This is a genomic window from Nocardioides marmoraquaticus (assembly GCF_054777915.1).
On record NZ_BAAHAA010000003.1, the window covers coordinates 24,013 to 41,056 of the forward strand.

Annotated in this window: 13 protein-coding genes and 1 pseudogene; 1 reads left to right on the forward strand and 13 read right to left on the reverse strand. The window is 72.7% G+C overall.

What is annotated here, in order from left to right; translation table 11 throughout:
- Positions 1 to 194: 194 nt before the first annotated feature.
- The 3 genes and pseudogenes from aspS to ACYU8I_RS02970 all read right to left on the reverse strand — a co-directional run bounded on the left by aspS (position 195) and on the right by ACYU8I_RS02970 (position 4,226).
- Positions 195 to 2,003, reverse strand: a complete 1,809-nt coding sequence (gene aspS, locus ACYU8I_RS02960; protein WP_460837280.1) for an aspartate--tRNA ligase — start codon at positions 2,001 to 2,003, stop codon at positions 195 to 197.
- Between the two features lie 131 nt (positions 2,004 to 2,134).
- Positions 2,135 to 3,496 (reverse strand): annotated as a pseudogene (gene hisS / locus ACYU8I_RS02965) (histidine--tRNA ligase); the annotation flags it as partial.
- 1 nt (position 3,497) lies between these two features.
- Complete coding sequence (locus tag ACYU8I_RS02970) at positions 3,498 to 4,226, reverse strand: MBL fold metallo-hydrolase (RefSeq protein WP_460837283.1); 729 nt, start codon at positions 4,224 to 4,226, stop codon at positions 3,498 to 3,500.
- A gap of 225 nt (positions 4,227 to 4,451) precedes the next feature.
- Here ACYU8I_RS02970 and ACYU8I_RS02975 point away from each other — a divergent pair, with 225 nt between their 5' ends.
- Entirely contained in the window at positions 4,452 to 5,705 is a 1,254-nt protein-coding gene (locus ACYU8I_RS02975; RefSeq protein ID WP_460837286.1) for a DUF349 domain-containing protein, read from the forward strand.
- 258 nt (positions 5,706 to 5,963) lie between these two features.
- Here the strand turns inward: ACYU8I_RS02975 and ACYU8I_RS02980 are convergent, their stop codons facing one another.
- The 10 genes from ACYU8I_RS02980 to pgsA all read right to left on the reverse strand — a co-directional run bounded on the left by ACYU8I_RS02980 (position 5,964) and on the right by pgsA (position 17,042).
- Positions 5,964 to 8,360, reverse strand: coding sequence for a RelA/SpoT family protein (locus ACYU8I_RS02980; protein ID WP_460837290.1), 2,397 nt, complete (start codon positions 8,358 to 8,360; stop codon positions 5,964 to 5,966).
- Positions 8,361 to 8,442: 82 nt separating this feature from the next.
- On the reverse strand, positions 8,443 to 9,009 hold the full coding sequence (locus ACYU8I_RS02985; RefSeq protein WP_460837291.1) for an adenine phosphoribosyltransferase: 567 nt from the start codon (positions 9,007 to 9,009) through the stop codon (positions 8,443 to 8,445).
- A gap of 7 nt (positions 9,010 to 9,016) precedes the next feature.
- Positions 9,017 to 10,273, reverse strand: coding sequence for a protein translocase subunit SecF (gene secF, locus ACYU8I_RS02990; protein ID WP_460837293.1), 1,257 nt, complete (start codon positions 10,271 to 10,273; stop codon positions 9,017 to 9,019).
- Positions 10,273 to 12,093 (reverse strand): protein translocase subunit SecD, encoded by a 1,821-nt coding sequence (gene secD, locus ACYU8I_RS02995; protein ID WP_460837295.1) that lies wholly within the window; start codon positions 12,091 to 12,093, stop codon positions 10,273 to 10,275. The genes secF and secD overlap by 1 nt, the downstream gene beginning before the upstream one ends.
- A gap of 14 nt (positions 12,094 to 12,107) precedes the next feature.
- Positions 12,108 to 12,500, reverse strand: a complete 393-nt coding sequence (gene yajC, locus ACYU8I_RS03000) for a preprotein translocase subunit YajC (RefSeq protein ID WP_460837296.1) — start codon at positions 12,498 to 12,500, stop codon at positions 12,108 to 12,110.
- Positions 12,501 to 12,676: 176 nt separating this feature from the next.
- Positions 12,677 to 13,771 carry a Holliday junction branch migration DNA helicase RuvB gene (gene ruvB / locus ACYU8I_RS03005; RefSeq protein WP_460837298.1) on the reverse strand — a complete coding sequence of 365 codons (1,095 nt, stop codon included), beginning with the start codon at positions 13,769 to 13,771 and terminating at the stop codon, positions 12,677 to 12,679.
- Positions 13,772 to 13,778: 7 nt separating this feature from the next.
- A complete protein-coding gene (gene ruvA, locus ACYU8I_RS03010) occupies positions 13,779 to 14,387 on the reverse strand; it encodes a Holliday junction branch migration protein RuvA (RefSeq protein ID WP_460837301.1) in 609 nt (202 codons plus the stop codon).
- Entirely contained in the window at positions 14,384 to 14,953 is a 570-nt protein-coding gene (ruvC, locus tag ACYU8I_RS03015; RefSeq protein WP_460837679.1) for a crossover junction endodeoxyribonuclease RuvC, read from the reverse strand. The genes ruvA and ruvC overlap by 4 nt, the downstream gene beginning before the upstream one ends.
- Before the next feature lie 206 nt (positions 14,954 to 15,159).
- Complete coding sequence (locus ACYU8I_RS03020; RefSeq protein ID WP_460837302.1) at positions 15,160 to 15,924, reverse strand: YebC/PmpR family DNA-binding transcriptional regulator; 765 nt, start codon at positions 15,922 to 15,924, stop codon at positions 15,160 to 15,162.
- Between the two features lie 500 nt (positions 15,925 to 16,424).
- Positions 16,425 to 17,042: a phosphatidylinositol phosphate synthase gene (pgsA, locus tag ACYU8I_RS03025; RefSeq protein WP_460837304.1), complete on the reverse strand. Its 618-nt coding sequence runs from the start codon at positions 17,040 to 17,042 to the stop codon at positions 16,425 to 16,427.
- Positions 17,043 to 17,044 lie beyond the last annotated feature (2 nt).

Sequence of the window (17,044 nt, forward strand, 5' to 3'; positions counted from 1 at the left end):
GCGTCGTACGCCGCCGAGCACGGGACGCCTGCCCGCGCCAGGAGCCTGGCGCGGACGTGACCGAACCGTGACCCCACGGCTCGAAACCCAGGACGCCATGCGGCCTGGGTGCGCACCGAGGTCAGCGGGGCGTACGCCGCCTGGGGGCAGCGCCCGGGTCGGGCGTACGGCGGCGCGGGGTCCTTTGCTGGCGCCTACCCAGCGCTCTTCTCGGCGCTCTTCTCGGCGCTCTTCTCGGCGTCCTTCTCGGCCGCCTTGGCCGGCGCGTCGACACCGGCCTCCTTGCGCTGCTGGGGGGTGATCGGCGCGGGCGCCTGGGTCAGCGGGTCGAAGCCGCCGCCGCTCTTGGGGAACGCGATGACCTCGCGGATCGAGTCGGTGCCGCTGAGCAGGGCGCAGATGCGGTCCCAGCCGAACGCGATGCCGCCGTGCGGCGGGGCGCCGTACGCGAAGGCGTCGAGCAGGAAGCCGAACTTCTCCTGCGCCGCCTCGGCGTCGAGGCCCATCAGCGCGAAGACCCGCTCCTGCACGTCGCGACGGTGGATACGGATGGACCCGCCACCGATCTCGTTGCCGTTGCAGACGACGTCGTAGGCCCAGGCGAGCGCCTCCCCGGGGTCGGCGTCGAAGCCGTCGGGGTCCTGCGGGCTGGTGAAGGCGTGGTGGACGGCGGTCCACTGCCCGCCACCGACCGCGACGTCACCGGCCGCCACCGCGTCGGAGGCGGGCTCGAACAGCGGCGCGTCGACGACCCAGCAGAACGCCCAGGCGTCCTCGTCGAGCAGGCCGCAGCGGCGTCCCACCTCGAGGCGCGCGGCGCCGAGCAGGGCCCGGCTCGACTTCGGGGCGCCGGCACCGAAGAAGATGCAGTCGCCCGGCTTGGCGCCGACATGAGCGGCGATGCCGGCCTGCTCGGCCTCGCTGACGTTCTTCGCGACCGGGCCGGCGAGCCCGCCGTCGTCCTTGACGAGCAGGTAGGCCAGGCCCCGGGCGCCGCGCTGCTTGGCCCACTCCTGCCAGGCGTCCAGCTGCTTGCGAGGCTGCGAGGCCCCGCCGGGCATGACGACCGCACCGACGTACGGCGCCTGGAAGACGCGGAACGGCGTGTCGGCGAAGAACTCGGTGCAGTCGACCAGCTCGAGGTCGAGGCGCAGGTCGGGCTTGTCGGAGCCGTAGCGGGCCATCGCCTCGGCGTAGGTCAGCCGCGGGAAGCTCGACGGGATCTCGACGTCGATCAGCTTCCACAGCGCCGCGAGGATCTCCTCGGTCAGCGCGATGACGTCGTCCTGCTCGACGAACGACATCTCGATGTCGAGCTGGGTGAACTCGGGCTGGCGGTCGGCGCGGAAGTCCTCGTCGCGGTAGCAGCGCGCGATCTGGAAGTAGCGCTCCATGCCCGCGACCATGAGCAGCTGCTTGAACAGCTGCGGGCTCTGCGGCAGGGCGTACCAGCTGCCGGGCTGGAGACGTGCCGGCACCAGGAAGTCGCGCGCGCCCTCCGGCGTCGAGCGGGTCAGCGTCGGCGTCTCGACCTCGACGAAGTCGTGGCCGTGCAGCACCTCGCGGGCCGCCCGGTTGACCTCGCTGCGCAGCCGCAGCGCAGCCGCCGGGCCGCTGCGGCGCAGGTCGAGGTAGCGGTGGCGCAGTCGCGCCTCCTCCCCCACCTCCACGTGGTCGTCGATGGGGAACGGCAGTGGCGCGGCGGTCGAGAGCACCTCGAGCTCGGTGGTGACGACCTCGACGTCACCGGTCGCGAGGTTGGCGTTGGCAGCGCCCTCCTTGCGGGCGCTCACCTCGCCGACCACCCTGACGCAGAACTCGTTGCGCAGGCTGTGGGCGACCTCCTCGTCGCGCACCACGACCTGCACCACGCCGCTGGCGTCGCGCAGGTCGAGGAAGGCCACCCCGCCGTGGTCGCGGCGGCGGGCCACCCAGCCGGCGAGGGTGACGGTCTGGCCGACGTGCTCGGCGCGCAGGCTGCCGGCGTCGTGGGTGCGGATCACGGGTGGGTCTCCTCGGTGCTGGGGGTGCTGCTGTCGTGGGTCGAGCCGCTCGCTTCGCCCGTCGAGCTGCTCGCTTCGCTGGTCGAACCGCTCGCTTCGCTGGTCGAACTGCTCGCTTCGCTGGTCGAGCCTGTCGAGACCACCTGCGGTCGCAGGTCGTCGCTCGACGGTGTCCAGGTCGCCGGGTCGGCGTCGACCTGGTTCCCGTCGCGGATGTCCTTGACCTGGTGGCCGCTGCCCTCGGTGGCGTCGGCCGGGGGGAACCAGACGAACGGGATGCCGCGCCGGTCGGCGTGGCGGATCTGCTTGCCCAGGCGGGCGGCCGCGGGCGCGACCTCGCAGGGGATGCCGCGGGCGCGCAGCGCGCTGGCGACCGCGTCGCTCGCCGGCCGTGCGTCCTCGTCGGCCACGGCCACCAGCACGGCGCTCGGGACCGACCGGCTGGCGCCCACCGCACCCTGCGCCAGCAGGGGCACGAGGGTGCGGCTGACCCCGAAGGAGATGCCGACGCCGGGGTACGTCGTGCGGCCGTCGGTGGCCAGGGCGTCGTACCGGCCGCCGGAGCAGATGGACCCGAGGCCCTCGTGCCCGCGCAGCCGCGTCTCGAAGACGGTGCCGGTGTAGTAGTCGAGGCCGCGCGCGATGCGCAGGTCGGCGGTGACCGCGACCCGGTCGGTGACCAGCGCGGCGCAGCCCTCGACCACGGCGGAGAGCTCGGCGAGACCCTCGTCGAGGAGCGGGTGCTCGACGCCGAGAGCGCGCACCTGCTCGACGAACGAGGTGTCGGAGGTGCAGATGCGGGCCAGCGCCAGGCACTGCTCGGCCTGCTCGGTGCTGAGCCCCGCCTCGTCGACGAGCGCGACGCGCACCTGCTCCTCGCTCGCCTTGTCGAGCTTGTCGACCTGGCGCATGACGGCGTCGAGGTCGCCCGAGCCGGCGCCGATGCCGAGGCCGGCGTAGAAGCCCTGGATGAGCTTGCGGTTGTTGACCTGCAGCGTGAAGCCGGGCAGGACCTCCAGGCGCCCGAGGGCGTCGGTCATGACGCGGGCGACCTCGACGTCGTGGTGGAAGGCGAGGGTGTCTCGTCCGATGACGTCGATGTCGGCCTGCGTGAACTCGCGGTAGCGGCCCTCCTGGGGCCGCTCGCCGCGCCAGACCTTCTGCACCTGGTAGCGGCGGAACGGGAACTCGAGCCGTCCGGCGTTCTCCAGCACGTAGCGCGCGAACGGCACGGTCAGGTCGAAGTGCAGGCCGAGGCCCTTCTCGCGGTCGAGCCCACCCTCGGCGTCCTGCAGCCGCTTCAGGACGTAGACCTCCTTGGAGGTCTCGCCCTTGCTCAGCAGCTGCTCGAGCGGCTCGACGGCACGGGTCTCGACGTTGGCGAAGCCGTGCAGCTCGAAGGTGGCGGCCAGGGAGGCCAGCACCTGCTGCTCGACGACGCGCTCGGCGGGCAGCAGCTCGGGGAACCCGCTGAGCGGGGTGACGCGGGCCATCTCAGAGTCCTCGGGTGACCGGGCCCGTGCGCCCGGGCTCGTCGTCCTGCAGGTCGCGCAGGAACGGGTTGGTGGCGCGCTCGCGCGCGATGCTGGTCTGCTCGCCGTGCCCGGGCAGCACCACGATGTCGTCGGGGAGGGTGAGCACCTTCTCGCGCAGGCTGCGCAGCATGGTCGGGTGGTCGCCCCCGGGCAGGTCGGTGCGGCCGATCGACCCGGCGAAGAGCAGGTCGCCCGAGAACATCACCTGGGAGACGCCGTCCTGCAGGTACGGCGAGCGGAACGTCACCGAGCCCTCGGTGTGGCCCGGCGTGTGGTCGACGTGGAAGCGGAGCCCCGCCAGCGACAGCGTGCGGCCGTCGCTCAGCTCCTCGACGCGGTCGGGCTCGGCGAACTCGTGCGTGCCGCCGAGCAGGCCGCCGGCGAGCATCTGGCGCGTCTCGCGCGACATGCCCGCCATCGGGTCGCTCAGCAGGTGGCGGTCGGCGGGGTGGATCCACGCGGTGGCGTCGTAGCTGCCGGCCACGGGGGTCACGCACCACATGTGGTCGACGTGCCCGTGGGTCACCAGCACGGCGACGGGCTTGAGCCGCTGCTCGCGCACCACCTCGGCGACGCCCGCGGCGGCGTCCTTGCCGGGGTCGATGACCACGCACTCCTCACCGGGGCCCGTGGCGGCGACGTAGCAGTTGGTGCCCCAGGGGCCGGCGGGGAAGCCTGCGATCAGCACCTGCTCTGCTCCTGCCCGTGGTCGTCCCTCGTCGGGGTGGTCACCCGCGCCGGCGCACGCCCCGGCCGCCCGGCACCCGCGTCAGCCTACTCATCGGGTCGGGGCCGCCACGCCCCCGCCCGCGCGGGGGCCGCGGGCTAGAGTGGCCCGCGTCCGGGCCGGCAGCGGACCGCGACGGCGAGCACACCACGACCAGGCACGACGACCCAGGGCAGGTGCAGAGCAGTGACCTCGCAGGAGACGGCCCTCACTGTCGAGCACGGCCGGGTGACCGGCGACGGCACCGTCTACGTCACCCTCCCCGACGGGGAGCGCGAGGTCGGGCAGTACCCCGAGGGCACGCCCGAGGAGGCGCTGGCGTTCTTCACCCGGCGCTTCGACGCCCTCGCCTTCGAGGTGCAGCTCCTCGAGCAGCGGGTCCGCGGCGGCGCGCTGACCCCCGACGAGGCGTCGTCCTCCATCGACAAGGTGGCCGAGCAGGTCGCCGAGGCCCGAGCCGTGGGCGACCTGGTGTCGCTCACCGCCCGGCTCGACGCGCTGCGTCCGCTCCTGGGGGTCCAGCGCGGCCAGCGCCGTGAGGACAAGGCCCGCAAGCAGGCCGAGGCCAAGGACGGCAAGGAGCGCATCGTCGCCGAGGCCGAGACCATCGCCGAGGGCGACGACTGGCGCAACGGCGTCAACCGGCTGCGCGACCTGCTCGACGAGTGGAAGAAGCTGCCCCGCCTCGACAAGCGCACCGACGACGCGCTGTGGCACCGCTTCTCCGGCGCCCGCACGGCGTACACCCGGCGCCGCAAGGCCCACTTCGCCGAGCTCGACGACCGGCGCCAGGGCGCGCGAGCGGTCAAGGAGCGCCTGGTGCGCGAGGCCGAGTCACTGAGCGGGTCGACCGAGTGGGGCCCCACGTCGGGCCGCTACCGCGACCTCATGCAGCAGTGGAAGGCCGCCGGACCGGCTCCGCGCGACGTCGAGGACGGCCTGTGGCGGCGCTTCCGCGGTGCCCAGGACGCCTTCTTCGGCGCCCGCGACGCCGCCAACGCCGAGGTCGACAAGGAGTTCGCGGCCAACGCGGAGGTCAAGCAGGGCCTGCTGACCGAGGCCGAGGCGCTGCTGCCCGTCACGACCGACAACCTCGACGACGTCAAGCGGCGCTTCCGCGACATCGGTGCGAAGTGGGACGAGGCCGGCAAGGTCCCCCGCGACCAGGTCAAGACCCTCGAGGGCCGCATGCGCAAGGTCGAGCAGGCCATCCGCCAGGTCGAGCAGGACCAGTGGCAGCGCTCCGACCCCGAGAAGTCGGCCCGCGCCGACGACATGCTCGGCCAGCTCGAGCGCGCCGTCGAGTCCCTCGAGGCCGACCTCGACCAGGCCCGCGACGCCGGCGACGCGAAGCGCACCGCCGAGCTCGAGGCATCCCTCGCCTCCCGCCGCCAGTTCCTCGAGATGGCCCGCCGCACCGCCTCCGACTTCTCCGTCTGACCGCCGAGGAGTCAGTCCCTGACAGCCCAGAAGTCAGTCCCTGACAGCCCAGAAGTCAGTCCCTGACCGCCCAGAAGTCGGTCCCTGACAGGGCGGTGACCCCTCGACCGCCAGGCAGTGACCCCTCGACCGCCAGGCAGTGACCCCTCGACCGCCAGGCAGTGACCCCTCGACCGCCAGGCAGTGACCCCTCGACCGCCAGGCAGTGACTCCTCGACCGCCAGGCAGTGACCCCTCGGCGGGGCGGAGGAGGGTGGGTCAGGAGGTGACGCGGTAGGCGTCGAAGACGCCGTCGACCTGGCGGACGGCCTTGAGGACGTGGCCGAGGTGCTTGGGGTCGCCCATCTCGAAGGCGAAGCGGGACTTGGCGACGCGGTCGCGGCTGGTCGTGAGGCTGGCCGAGAGGATGTTCACGTGCTGGTCGGACAGCACCATGGTGATGTCGGAGAGCAGCCGGGCGCGGTCGAGGGCCTCGACCATGATCTGCACCAGGAACGTCGACTGGGTGGTCGGCGCCCACTCGACCTCGACGAGCCGCTCGGGCTGCGCGAGCAGCTGCTTGGCGTTGGTGCAGTCGCGACGGTGCACCGAGATGCCGTCACCACGGGTGACGAAGCCGAGGATCTCGTCGCCCGGCACCGGGGTGCAGCACCGGGCGAGCTTGACCAGGACGTCGGAGACACCCTTGACGACGATGCCCGAGTCGGACGACGCCGAGGAGGTCCGGACCGGCCCGGCGGGGCCGGTGATCGTCACGGCCTCGGCGAGGTCCTCGGCCGCACCGGCCGTGCCTCCGGAGACCTCGATGACCTTCCGCACGACCGTCTGGGCGCCGAGGTTGCCCTCGCCCACGGCGGCGTACAGCGCGGAGACGTCGGCGACGCGGAACTCGCGGGCGACCTCAGTCAGCGACTCGTGGGTCATCACGCGCTTGAGGGGCAGGCCCTCCTTGCGCAGCAGCCGCCCGATCTGGTCCTTGCCCTGCTCGATCGCCTCCTCGCGCCGCTCCTTGGTGAACCAGTGGCGGATCTTGCTGCGGGCCCGCGGCGAGCGGACGAACTGCAGCCAGTCGCGCGAGGGGCCGGCGTTGTCGGCCTTGGAGGTGAACACCTCGACCACGTCGCCGTGCTCGAGCTGCGACTCCAGCGGCACCAGCCGGCCGTTGACCCGCGCGCCGATGGCGCGGTGGCCGACCTCGGTGTGCACGGCATAGGCGAAGTCGATCGGGGTCGACCCGGTGGGCAGGCCCATCACGTCGCCGCGCGGCGTGAAGACGAAGACCTCGGCGCTGTTGATCTCGAAGCGCAGCGAGTCGAGGAACTCCCCCGGGTCCTCGACCTCGTTCTGCCAGTCGAGCAGCTGCCGCAGCCACGGCATCTCGGCGTCGGAGGCGGTGGCGTCGCCGTCGCCGCCGGTGCGCTTGTCCTCCTTGTACTTCCAGTGCGCCGCGACGCCGTACTCGGCGCGGCGGTGCATGGAGACGGTGCGGATCTGCATCTCGACGGGCTTGCCCTGCGGGCCGATGACCGTCGTGTGCAGCGACTGGTACATGTTGAACTTCGGCATCGCGACGTAGTCCTTGAACCGCCCGGTCAGGGGGTTCCAGCGGTTGTGCAGCACGCCGAGGACGCCGTAGCACTCGCGGTCGGAGTCGACCAGGATGCGGATGCCGACGAGGTCGTAGATGTCGGAGAACTCACGGCCCCCGTGGATCATCTTCTGGTAGATCGAGTAGTAGTGCTTGGGCCGGCCGGTCACGCGGGCGTTGATGCGCGCGGTCCTGAGGTCCTGCTCGACCTGGGCGATGACCTGGGTCAGGAACTGGTCGCGCGAGGGGGCCCGCTCGGCGACGAGCCGCACGATCTCGTCGTAGATCTTGGGGTGCATGGTGGCGAACGCGAGGTCCTCGAGCTCCCACTTCAGCGTGTTCATGCCGAGCCGGTGCGCGAGCGGGGCGTAGATCTCGAGGGTCTCGCGGCTCTTGCGCTCCTGCGTCTCGGCCTTGACGTAGCGCAGCGTGCGCATGTTGTGCAGCCGGTCGGCGAGCTTGATGACGAGCACGCGGATGTCGCGACTCATCGCCACGATCATCTTGCGGATGGTCTCGGCCTGCGCCGAGTCGCCGTACTTGACCTTGTCGAGCTTGGTGACGCCGTCGACCAGGAGGGCGACCTCGTCACCGAAGTCCTTGCGCAGCTGGTCGAGGGTGTAGGGCGTGTCCTCGACGGTGTCGTGCAGCAGCGCGGCCACGAGGGTGGGCTCGGTCATGCCGATGTCGGCGAGGATGGTCGTGACGGCGAGCGGGTGGGTGATGTAGGGGTCTCCGCTCTTGCGGACCTGGCCCCGGTGGAACGTCTCGGCCGTGTCGTAGGCGCGCTCGAGCAGCGCCAGGTCGGCCTTGGGGTGGTTGGCGCGCACGGTGCGGAACAACGGCTCGAGCACCGGGTTGCCGACCTGCTTGCTGCTGCTCATCCGGGCGAGCCGGGCGCGTACGCCGCGCCCGGTGAGCACCGGGACCCGCTCGGGCGCCCGGGCCGGGGCGGCGGGACGCTGGACCGACGGGGCCGGCCGGGTCACGGGCGCGCGGACCTCCTCGACGGCGGACTCGTCGTCCGCCGTGGAGGGGGACGCGGTCCGCACCGGGTCCTCGGCCATGGGGCATCCCTTCGCCGGTGGGTGTGGGCCCAGTCTAGGCAGCCGGCCGAGGCGTACGACGACCCGAGGCGGCCGCGGGTCCTCAGACGGTGTGCAGGACGGTGAGCGGCAGGTCGCCAATCGCCTCGCGCCCGGGCAGGAAGCTGAGCTCCATCAGCACGGCCACCCCCGCCACCGTGCCGCCGCCCTGCTCGACGAGCTCGCGTGTGGCCTGGGCCGTGCCCCCCGTGGCGAGCACGTCGTCGACGACGAGCACCCGGTCGCCCGGGGCGAGCGCGTCGACGTGCATCTCGAGGGTCTCCTCGCCGTACTCGAGCGCGTAGGAGACGGCCCGCGTCTCCCAGGGGAGCTTGCCGGGCTTGCGCACGGGCACGAAGCCCACCCCGAGGGCGAGCGCCACCGGCGCGGCCAGGATGAAGCCGCGGGCCTCCATGCCGACGACCCGGTCGACCAGGACCGCCCCGGACTCGTCGCGCCCGGCCGCGGCCAGCGCGGTCACGACGCGGGTGAACGCCTCGTGGTGGTCGAGCACCGGGGTGATGTCCTTGAAGACCACGCCCGGCTTGGGGAAGTCGGGCACGTCGCGCACCAGCGAGCCGACGAGCTCGTCGAGCCCGGGGTCGGTCGCAGTGGTCGTCTGCTCGCTCACCGGCGCCTCACTTCCGCTTCGAGCGCGGCTCGCGCCGCGGCTGGCTGCGCTTGGACGAGCCGCCCTCGCCCATCGGCGCCTTGCTCTCGGGCACGGTGCGACCGGAGCCGAGGCGGTCGGTGCGGGGCTGCGTCGTCATGCTCGAGCGGGGAGACCGATCCCGACCGGGCTCGCCGTCGTCGGCCTCGGGGTCGTACGCCGCCTGCTCGTCGTCGGCGGCCATGCCGTCGTGGAAGACCGGCACGTCGGCGTAGCGGTCGGCGCCGCGGCGGGCCCGGGACCGCGCCCGGTCGTCGGCCCGCGCGATCTCCTTCTCGCCCTGCTTGAGGTGCACCGCGAGCGGGGTGGCGATGAAGACCGAGGAATAGGCACCCGCCGCCATGCCGACGAACAGCGACAGCGCGAGGTCCTGCAGCGACCCGCTGCCACCGAGCGTGGTGATGCTGACCCAGAGGATGACGAAGACGGGCAGGAGCGCGACGATCGAGGTGTTGACCGAGCGGACCAGCGTCTGGTTGACGGCGAGGTTGGCCTGCTGGGCGTAGGTGCGGTTGCCGCGGGCGAGGTTGCGGGTGTTCTCGCGCACCTTGTCGAACACGACGACGGTGTCGTAGAGCGAGAAGCCCAGGATCGTCAGCAGGCCCGTCACCGTCGACGGGGTGACCTCGAAGCCCGACCAGGCGTAGACGCCGACGGTGATGATGACGTCGTGGGCGAGGGCCACCAGCGCCGCGACCGACATCTTCCACTCGCGGAAGTAGGCCCAGATGAACAGCACGACGAGGACGAGGAAGACCACGAGGCCGGTGAGCGCCCGCTCGGCGACCTGCGCGCCCCAGCTGGGCCCGATCTCGGTGGTCGAGATGTCGCCCTCGTCGACGCCGGCCGCCTCCGCGATCGCATCACGCACCTGCTGGGCGTCGCTGTTGGGCATCGCCTCGGTCTGCACCCGCACCGAGGTGCCCCCGCCGCTGCTCGCGGTCGTCACCTGCGGGTTGGAGGCGGCCCCGATGCCGGTGTCGGCCACGGCCTCGCGGATCGCGTCGACGCCGTCGTCGCCGGCGGCTGCGCTGCTGACCTGCGCCTGGTACTCGACGCCGCCCTCGAACTCGATGCCGAAGTTGAGGCCCTTGACGAGCAGCCCGCTGGCCGCGGCGACCACGATGAGCGCCGAGACGGCGTACCAGAGCCACTTGCGCCCCACGAAGTCGACGGAGACGTCGCCCTCGTAGAGCGCGTTGCCGAGCCTGCTCATGCGTCCCATCAGGCACTCCCTCGCGCCAGGCCGGGCTGCGCCGCCCGGGTCGTCGGTGGGCCGTCGACGCCGAGGCTGCCCCGCGACAGCCCGGACAGACGGTGGCCGCCGTTGAAGAACCGGTAGCGCGCCAGCAGCGTCATCAGCGGCTTGGTGAAGAAGAAGAAGATGACGACGTCGATGATGGTGCTCAGGCCGAGCGCGAACGCGAAGCCGCGCACGACGCCGATGGCGAAGATGAAGAGCACCACCGCGGCCAGGAACGACACCGCATCGGCGGCCAGACAGGTCAGCCGGGCGCGCTTCCAGCCCGTCTCGACGGCCACCCGCATCGACTTCCCGTCGCGCATCTCGTCACGGATGCGTTCGAAGTAGACGATGAACGAGTCGGCGGTGATGCCGACACCCACGATCAGGCCGGCGATGCCGGGCAGCGTCAGGGCGAAGTTGGCGGCGACCGCGAGCACCAGCACCGCGGCGTACGTCATCAGCGCGGAGACGACCAGCGAGGCGATCACCACCAGGCCGAGGCCGCGGTAGTAGCCGAGGCAGTAGATCATCACGATCAGCAGGCCGGCGACGCCGGCGTAGATGCCCGCGGAGAGCTGGTTGCCGGCCAGCGAGGGGCCGACCGTCTCGACCGACGGGTCGGCGAACCGGATCGGCAGCGCGCCGAACTTCAGCGAGTTGGACAGCGACTGCGCCTCGGCCTCGGTGAAGTCACCGGTGATCTGGGCGTTGCCGTCGAGGATCGGCGACTGCACGGTCGGTGCCGAGAGCACGGTGCCGTCGAGCACGATCGCGAAGGTGCCGCCGGTGCGCTGCAGGGCGGTCGTCACCTCGCCGAAGGTGTCGCGCGCCGAGGCGCGGAAGCTGAGCTGGACGGCGTACTGGGTGTCGTTCTGCGGGATTCCGAACGAGGCGTCGCGCAGCTCGGTGCCCTCGATGACCGCCTTGGACATGAGGTACTTGTTGCCGTCCTCGTCGCACGCCACCAACGGCTGGTCCGGGTCGTCGGCCTGCGGCTCGGCGGCCTCGCCCTCCTCGGGGCAGGTGAACTCGGTGAACTGCTGCAGGAACTCGGTGCCGGGGTTCTGCGCCCACGCGAGCGGGTCGTCGATCGAGGCTCCCTCGCCGCCGCCAGGTGCCGCGGAGGCCCCGTCGGAGGGCTGCTGCGGGGCGCCGTCGGACGGCTGGGCGGACGGCTGGGCCGAGGGCGACGCGGTCGGTGACTGGTTCTGCACCACGTCGACCGCCGGGGCGGGTCGGGGGCGGGGCGTGGCCTCGTCGTCGGCAGGTGCGGGCCCGCCGTTGCCACCACCGTCGCCGTTGCCGTCACCGCCGGGCTCGACCTGGTCGCCCCCCTCGGACGGCTGGGCCGAAGGGCTGCCGGAGGGGCTGCCGGAGGGGCTCCCGGAGGGGCTCTCGGTCGGGGCCGGCTGCTGCGCCGAGGCCCGGCCCGGGGCGGCACCGGCCACGATGCGGAAGCGCAGCTGGGCGGTGCGGGAGACGGACTCGACGATGTCGTCGCGCGTGGGGCCGGGGATCTCGACGATGACGTTGCGGTCGCCCTGGGTGGTCACCTCGGCCTCGGCGACACCGGTGCCGTTGACGCGCTGGTCGATGATCGACGCGGCCTGGCGGAGGTTCTCGGGGGTCACCGCGCGGTTGTCGAGCGCCGACAGGGTGATCCGGGTGCCGCCCTCGAGGTCGAGGCCGAGCTGGGGCTTCCAGGTCTTGCCGAGGGCAGCGAGCCCGAACAGCAGCACGAGCGACAGTCCGAAGACCACCAGCGTGCGGACGGGCCGCGGGTCGCGGTTCTGGGCCACGGTGCTCGGTCTCCTCAGGCCTGGCCGGGCGCGTCGGTGCCGCCCTCGGTGCGGGGGCGGTCTGCGACGTCGCGACGTGCGTCGTCCCCGGCGTCGTCCCCGGCGTCGGACGCCGCGGGGGCCCGGCTGGCCGCGTTGTCGTCGGCGAGCTCGTCGCTGCGACGCACGATCACCTGGCGGGCCACGGTGACGACGGTGCCGGGGGCGATCTCGACCTCGGCGCGGGCCTCGGTCAGGCCGCGGATGGTGCCGAAGATGCCCGAGGACAGCACGACCTCCTGGCCCGGCTCGAGCGAGGCCTGCACCTGCTGCACCTTGCGCTGCTGGTTGCGGGCAGGGCGCATCACCAGCAGCCAGAAGACCACCAGCGCGAGGAACAGGAACAGCAGCGGCGCTGCGTCAGACAACGGATCCAACTCCCACGGGGAAGACGACGTCGGGGCCCTGACCAGCGGCTGCGCGGGCGGACCGCGAGCCTCGCCGCTGTCGCCGGGGCACGAACGGGGAGTGTAACCGGGCTCGCCGGGTACGCCGGGCACCGCACCGGCAGCCGCGAGCCCCAGGTGCTCGTCGGTGCCTTCGCTCAGCCGGGCGGCATCCCGAACAGCGCCGTCTCGTCGGCACTCCCCGCGGGCGGCTCCAGGCCGAGGTGGGCCCAGGCCGCCGGGGTGGCCACCCGCCCCCGCGGCGTCCGCGCGAGCAGACCGAGGCGCACCAGGAACGGCTCTGCCACCTCCTCGACGGTCTCCCGCTCCTCCCCCACGGCGACCGCGAGCGTGGAGAGACCGACCGGCCCGCCACCGAAGCGGCGACACAGGGCGTCGAGCACCCCGCGGTCGAGCCGGTCGAGGCCCGACTCGTCGACCTCGAACAGGTCGAGGGCGCGGCGCGCGACCTCGCGCCCGACGACGCCGTCGGCGCGTACCTGGGCGTAGTCGCGGACGCGGCGCAGCAGCCGGTTGGCGATGCGCGGCGTGCCGCGGGAGCGGCCGGCGATCTCGGCGGAGCCGTCGGGACGCAGCTCGACGTCGAGCAGGTCGGCCGAGCGGCGCACGATGCGCTCCAGCTCGTCGGGCTCGTAGTACTCCAGGTGGGCCGTGAGACCGAAGCGGTCGCGCAACGGGCTCGGCAGCAGTCCGGCCCGCGTGGTGGCGCCCACCAGCGTGAACGGCGGGATCTCGAGCGGGATGGCGGTGGCCCCGGGACCCTTGCCGATGACGACGTCGACCCGGAAGTCCTCCATCGCCATGTAGAGCAGCTCCTCGGCGGGCCGCGCGGTGCGGTGGATCTCGTCGACGAACAGCACGTCGCCCTCGTTCAGCCCCGACAGCACGGCCGCGAGGTCGCCCGCGTGGGTCAGGGCCGGGCCGGAGGTGAGCCGCAGGGGCGCGCCCATCTCGGCGGCGATGATCATGGCGAGCGTCGTCTTGCCGAGGCCGGGGGGACCGCTGAGCAGCACGTGGTCGGGCACCCGCCCACGCGCCTTCGCCGCGTCGAGCACCAGCCCGAGCTGCTCGCGGACGCGCTCCTGGCCGATGACCGCGTCGAGGCTGCGTGGTCGCAGCGCCGCCTCGACCACCCGCTCGTCGCCGTCGGCCTCCGCGGCGGTGAGCCGGGCGCCCTCCTCCCGCTCGGCGACGTACGCCGCCTCGGCGGCCTCGAGCTGCTGCTCCTCCACGCGCCCCTCAGCTCCGGCTCAGGCTGCGCAGGGCGCTGCGCAGCAGCGTCGCGACGTCGGGCTGAGGGGCCTGCTCGGCCTCGGGGGCGACCGCGGCGACGGCCTTGTCGGCCTCCTTGGGGGTCCAGCCGAGCCCGACCAGGCCGGCGTGCACCTGCCCCTGCCACGCAGACACCGCGCCGGCGGTGGGTGCAGGAGCGGCGGCGCCGCCCGTGGGCACACCGATGCGGTCCTTGAGCTCGAGGATGATGCGCTGCGCACCCTTCTGCCCGATGCCGGGCACCGTCGTCAGGGTGCGGACGTCCTCGCCGGCCACGGCCATGCGCAGCACGTCGGGGCGGAGCACCGCGAGCATGGCCTGCGCGAGCTTGGGCCCGACGCCGCTGGCCGTCTGCACGAGCTCGAAGAGCTGACGCTCGTCGTCGTCGGCGAAGCCGAACAGCGTGAGCGAGTCCTCGCGCACGACCAGGCTCGTGGGCAGCAGCACCTCCTGGCCGTGGCGCAGTCCGGCGAGCGTGTCGGGGGTGCACTGCAGCTCGAGACCCACGCCCCCGACCTCGACGACGGCGTTGGTCAGGCCGAGCTGGAGCACGCGGCCCCGCACGGAGGCGATCACCGGTGCACCGCCGGCCGCTCTTGGGCCTGCGTGCGGGCGTGCTTCTGGGCCTGCTTCTGGACCTGCTTCTGGGCTGCCACCGCCGCGGCGATGCGGCTCTGCGCGGAGCCGCGCCACAGGTGGCAGATCGCGAGCGCGAGCGAGTCGGCGGCGTCGGCCGGCTTCGGCGCCTCCGGGAGCCGCAGCAGCCGGGCGACCATGGCACCGACCTGAGCCTTGTCGGCCCGACCCTCACCCGTCACGGCGGCCTTGACCTCGCTGGGGGTGTGCAGCGCGACCGGCAGCCCGTGCCGGGCGGCGACGAGCAGCGCGATCCCGCTCGCCTGCGCCGTGCCCATCACGGTGCGCAGGTTGTGCTGGGCGAAGACCCGCTCGACCGCGACGGCGTCGGGCGAGGTGCGTCGTACCCACTCCTCGAGCCCCTGCTCCACGGCGTGCAACCGCTGCTCGACGGGCAGGTCGGCGCTGGTGCGCACGACTCCGACGTCGACGAGCGACAACGGCCGTCCGAGCGCGCCCTCGACCACGCCGATCCCGCACCGGGTCAGGCCGGGGTCGACTCCCAGCACGCGCATCCGTCGCTCCCTCGCGCCGTACGAACAGGTGTTCGGAGGCTACCGAGGCCGCCGGGGTGGAGCCGTGAGCAACACGCTCCGGCCCGGCGGGGCTTTTCGAGCGAAACGCACCTCCGGTGCCGGTTTCCGACCGATCCGCACCCCTAAGCACGGCGTGTCGCGAGCGTTTCGTCCGAAAAGCCGGGTCGCCTGCGGCCTCAGGCGTCGACGGTCGCCATGACCTCGTCGGAGACGTCGAAGTTGGCGAAGACGTTCTGCACGTCGTCGAGGTCCTCGAGGGCCTCGATGAGGCGGAAGACCTTGCCGGCGCCGTCGGCGTCGAGCTGGACCTGCATGGTCGGCACGAATGCGGCCTCGGCGGAGTCGTAGTCGAGACCGGCCTCCTTGACGGCGTTGCGCACCGGCACCAGGTCGGTGGCCTCCGAGACGACCTCGAAGGACTCGCCGAGGTCGTTGACGTCCTCGGCGCCGGCGTCGAGCGTGGCCTCGAGCACGTCGTCCTCGGAGACCTGTCGCCCCTCCTGGTCGGTCGGGACGATGACCACGCCCTTGCGGTGGAACATGTAGGCGACCGAGCCCGGGTCGGCGAGCGAGCCGCCGTTGCGGGTCATGGCGGTGCGGACCTCCATGGCGGCACGGTTCTTGTTGTCGGTGAGGCACTCGACGAGGATCGCCACGCCGCTCGGGCCGTAGCCCTCGTACATGATCGTCGAGTAGTCGGCACCGCCCGCCTCGGCGCCCGAGCCGCGCTTGACCGCGCGGTCGATGTTGTCGTTGGGGACCGACGACTTCTTGGCCTTCTGGATCGCGTCGTAGAGCGTGGGGTTGCCCGACGGGTCGCCACCGCCCATGCGGGCCGCGACCTCGATGTTCTTGATGAGCTTGGCGAACATCTTGCCCCGTCGGGCATCGATGACGGCCTTCTTGTGCTTGGTGGTCGCCCACTTGGAGTGGCCGGACATGAGCTCCCCTTCCTCGGCCCGCAGGCACGCTGTCGGCACGCTGTCGGTGGTCCGGGCTCGCGCGCCGGTCGGCGGGAGCCACACGGACGTCGCCAGCCTACCGGCGTACGACGCCCCCGCCCGCGGTGGTGAGCCCCCGACCACCCGCACGGGGCCCTGAACGACGAGAGGGCGCGGCTCCCGCTGAGCGGGAACCGCGCCCTGGCGCTCGACGTGGCGCCTCCCCCGCGGTGGCGTCACGCCGAGCGCCCGTCGGGGTCGGGGCCGGCGTTGACGTCTCCCCCGCGGCGACGCCACCACCGGCCCCGACGGAGCCGGAGGACCCGGGGAGGGCGCCTCCCCCGCGGTGGCGCTCGGTCCGGGTCTTCCAGCTCATCGCTCGGTGCGATGTGCCACCACTGTGCCGCAGTCGAAAACTGGACAAAAGGGCTTCGCGACAACTCGCGGAGCCTGGCCTAGACAGGCTCGGGAGGTTGCGTAACGCCCCGTTCGAGGGGTCGTTACACCCCTTCCGAGGCCACCACCTGGCGCCGCACCATGAGGATGCGCTGCACCACCGTGACGGTGCTCGCCGCCGCCAGCACCCACAGCGTCAGCTCCATGAGGATCGGCAGCCCGAGCAGCGCGGAGAACCCCGTCATCACCAGGATGGACACGAGGCGGTCGGCGCGCTCGGCGATGCCACCGTGGGCGTCGAGGCCGAGCGACTCGGCCTTGGCCCGGGCGTAGGACGTGACGGCTCCGGTGGCGAGGTTCCACAGCGCCAGGCACAGGTAGAGATAGCTGTCGCCGGGGCCGGCGTAGAAGAGCACCAACCCGCCGAAGATCGCCGCGTCACCGATGCGGTCGAGCGTGGAGTCGAGGAACGAGCCGAACCGCGAGCTGCGTCCGAGCTCGCGCGCCATGGCGCCGTCGACGAGGTCGGAGAAGACGAAGGCGGTGATGAACAGGACCCCGGCCAGCAGCATGCCCTGCGGGAAGAACACCAGCGCCCCGACCGCGACACCGAGGGTGCCGACCAGGGTGACGACGTCGGGGCTCACCTGCCAGCGCAGCAGCACGCGGACGACGGGGCCGAGGACGATGTCCTGCCAGAAGTGCCTGAACCGTTCCAACATCT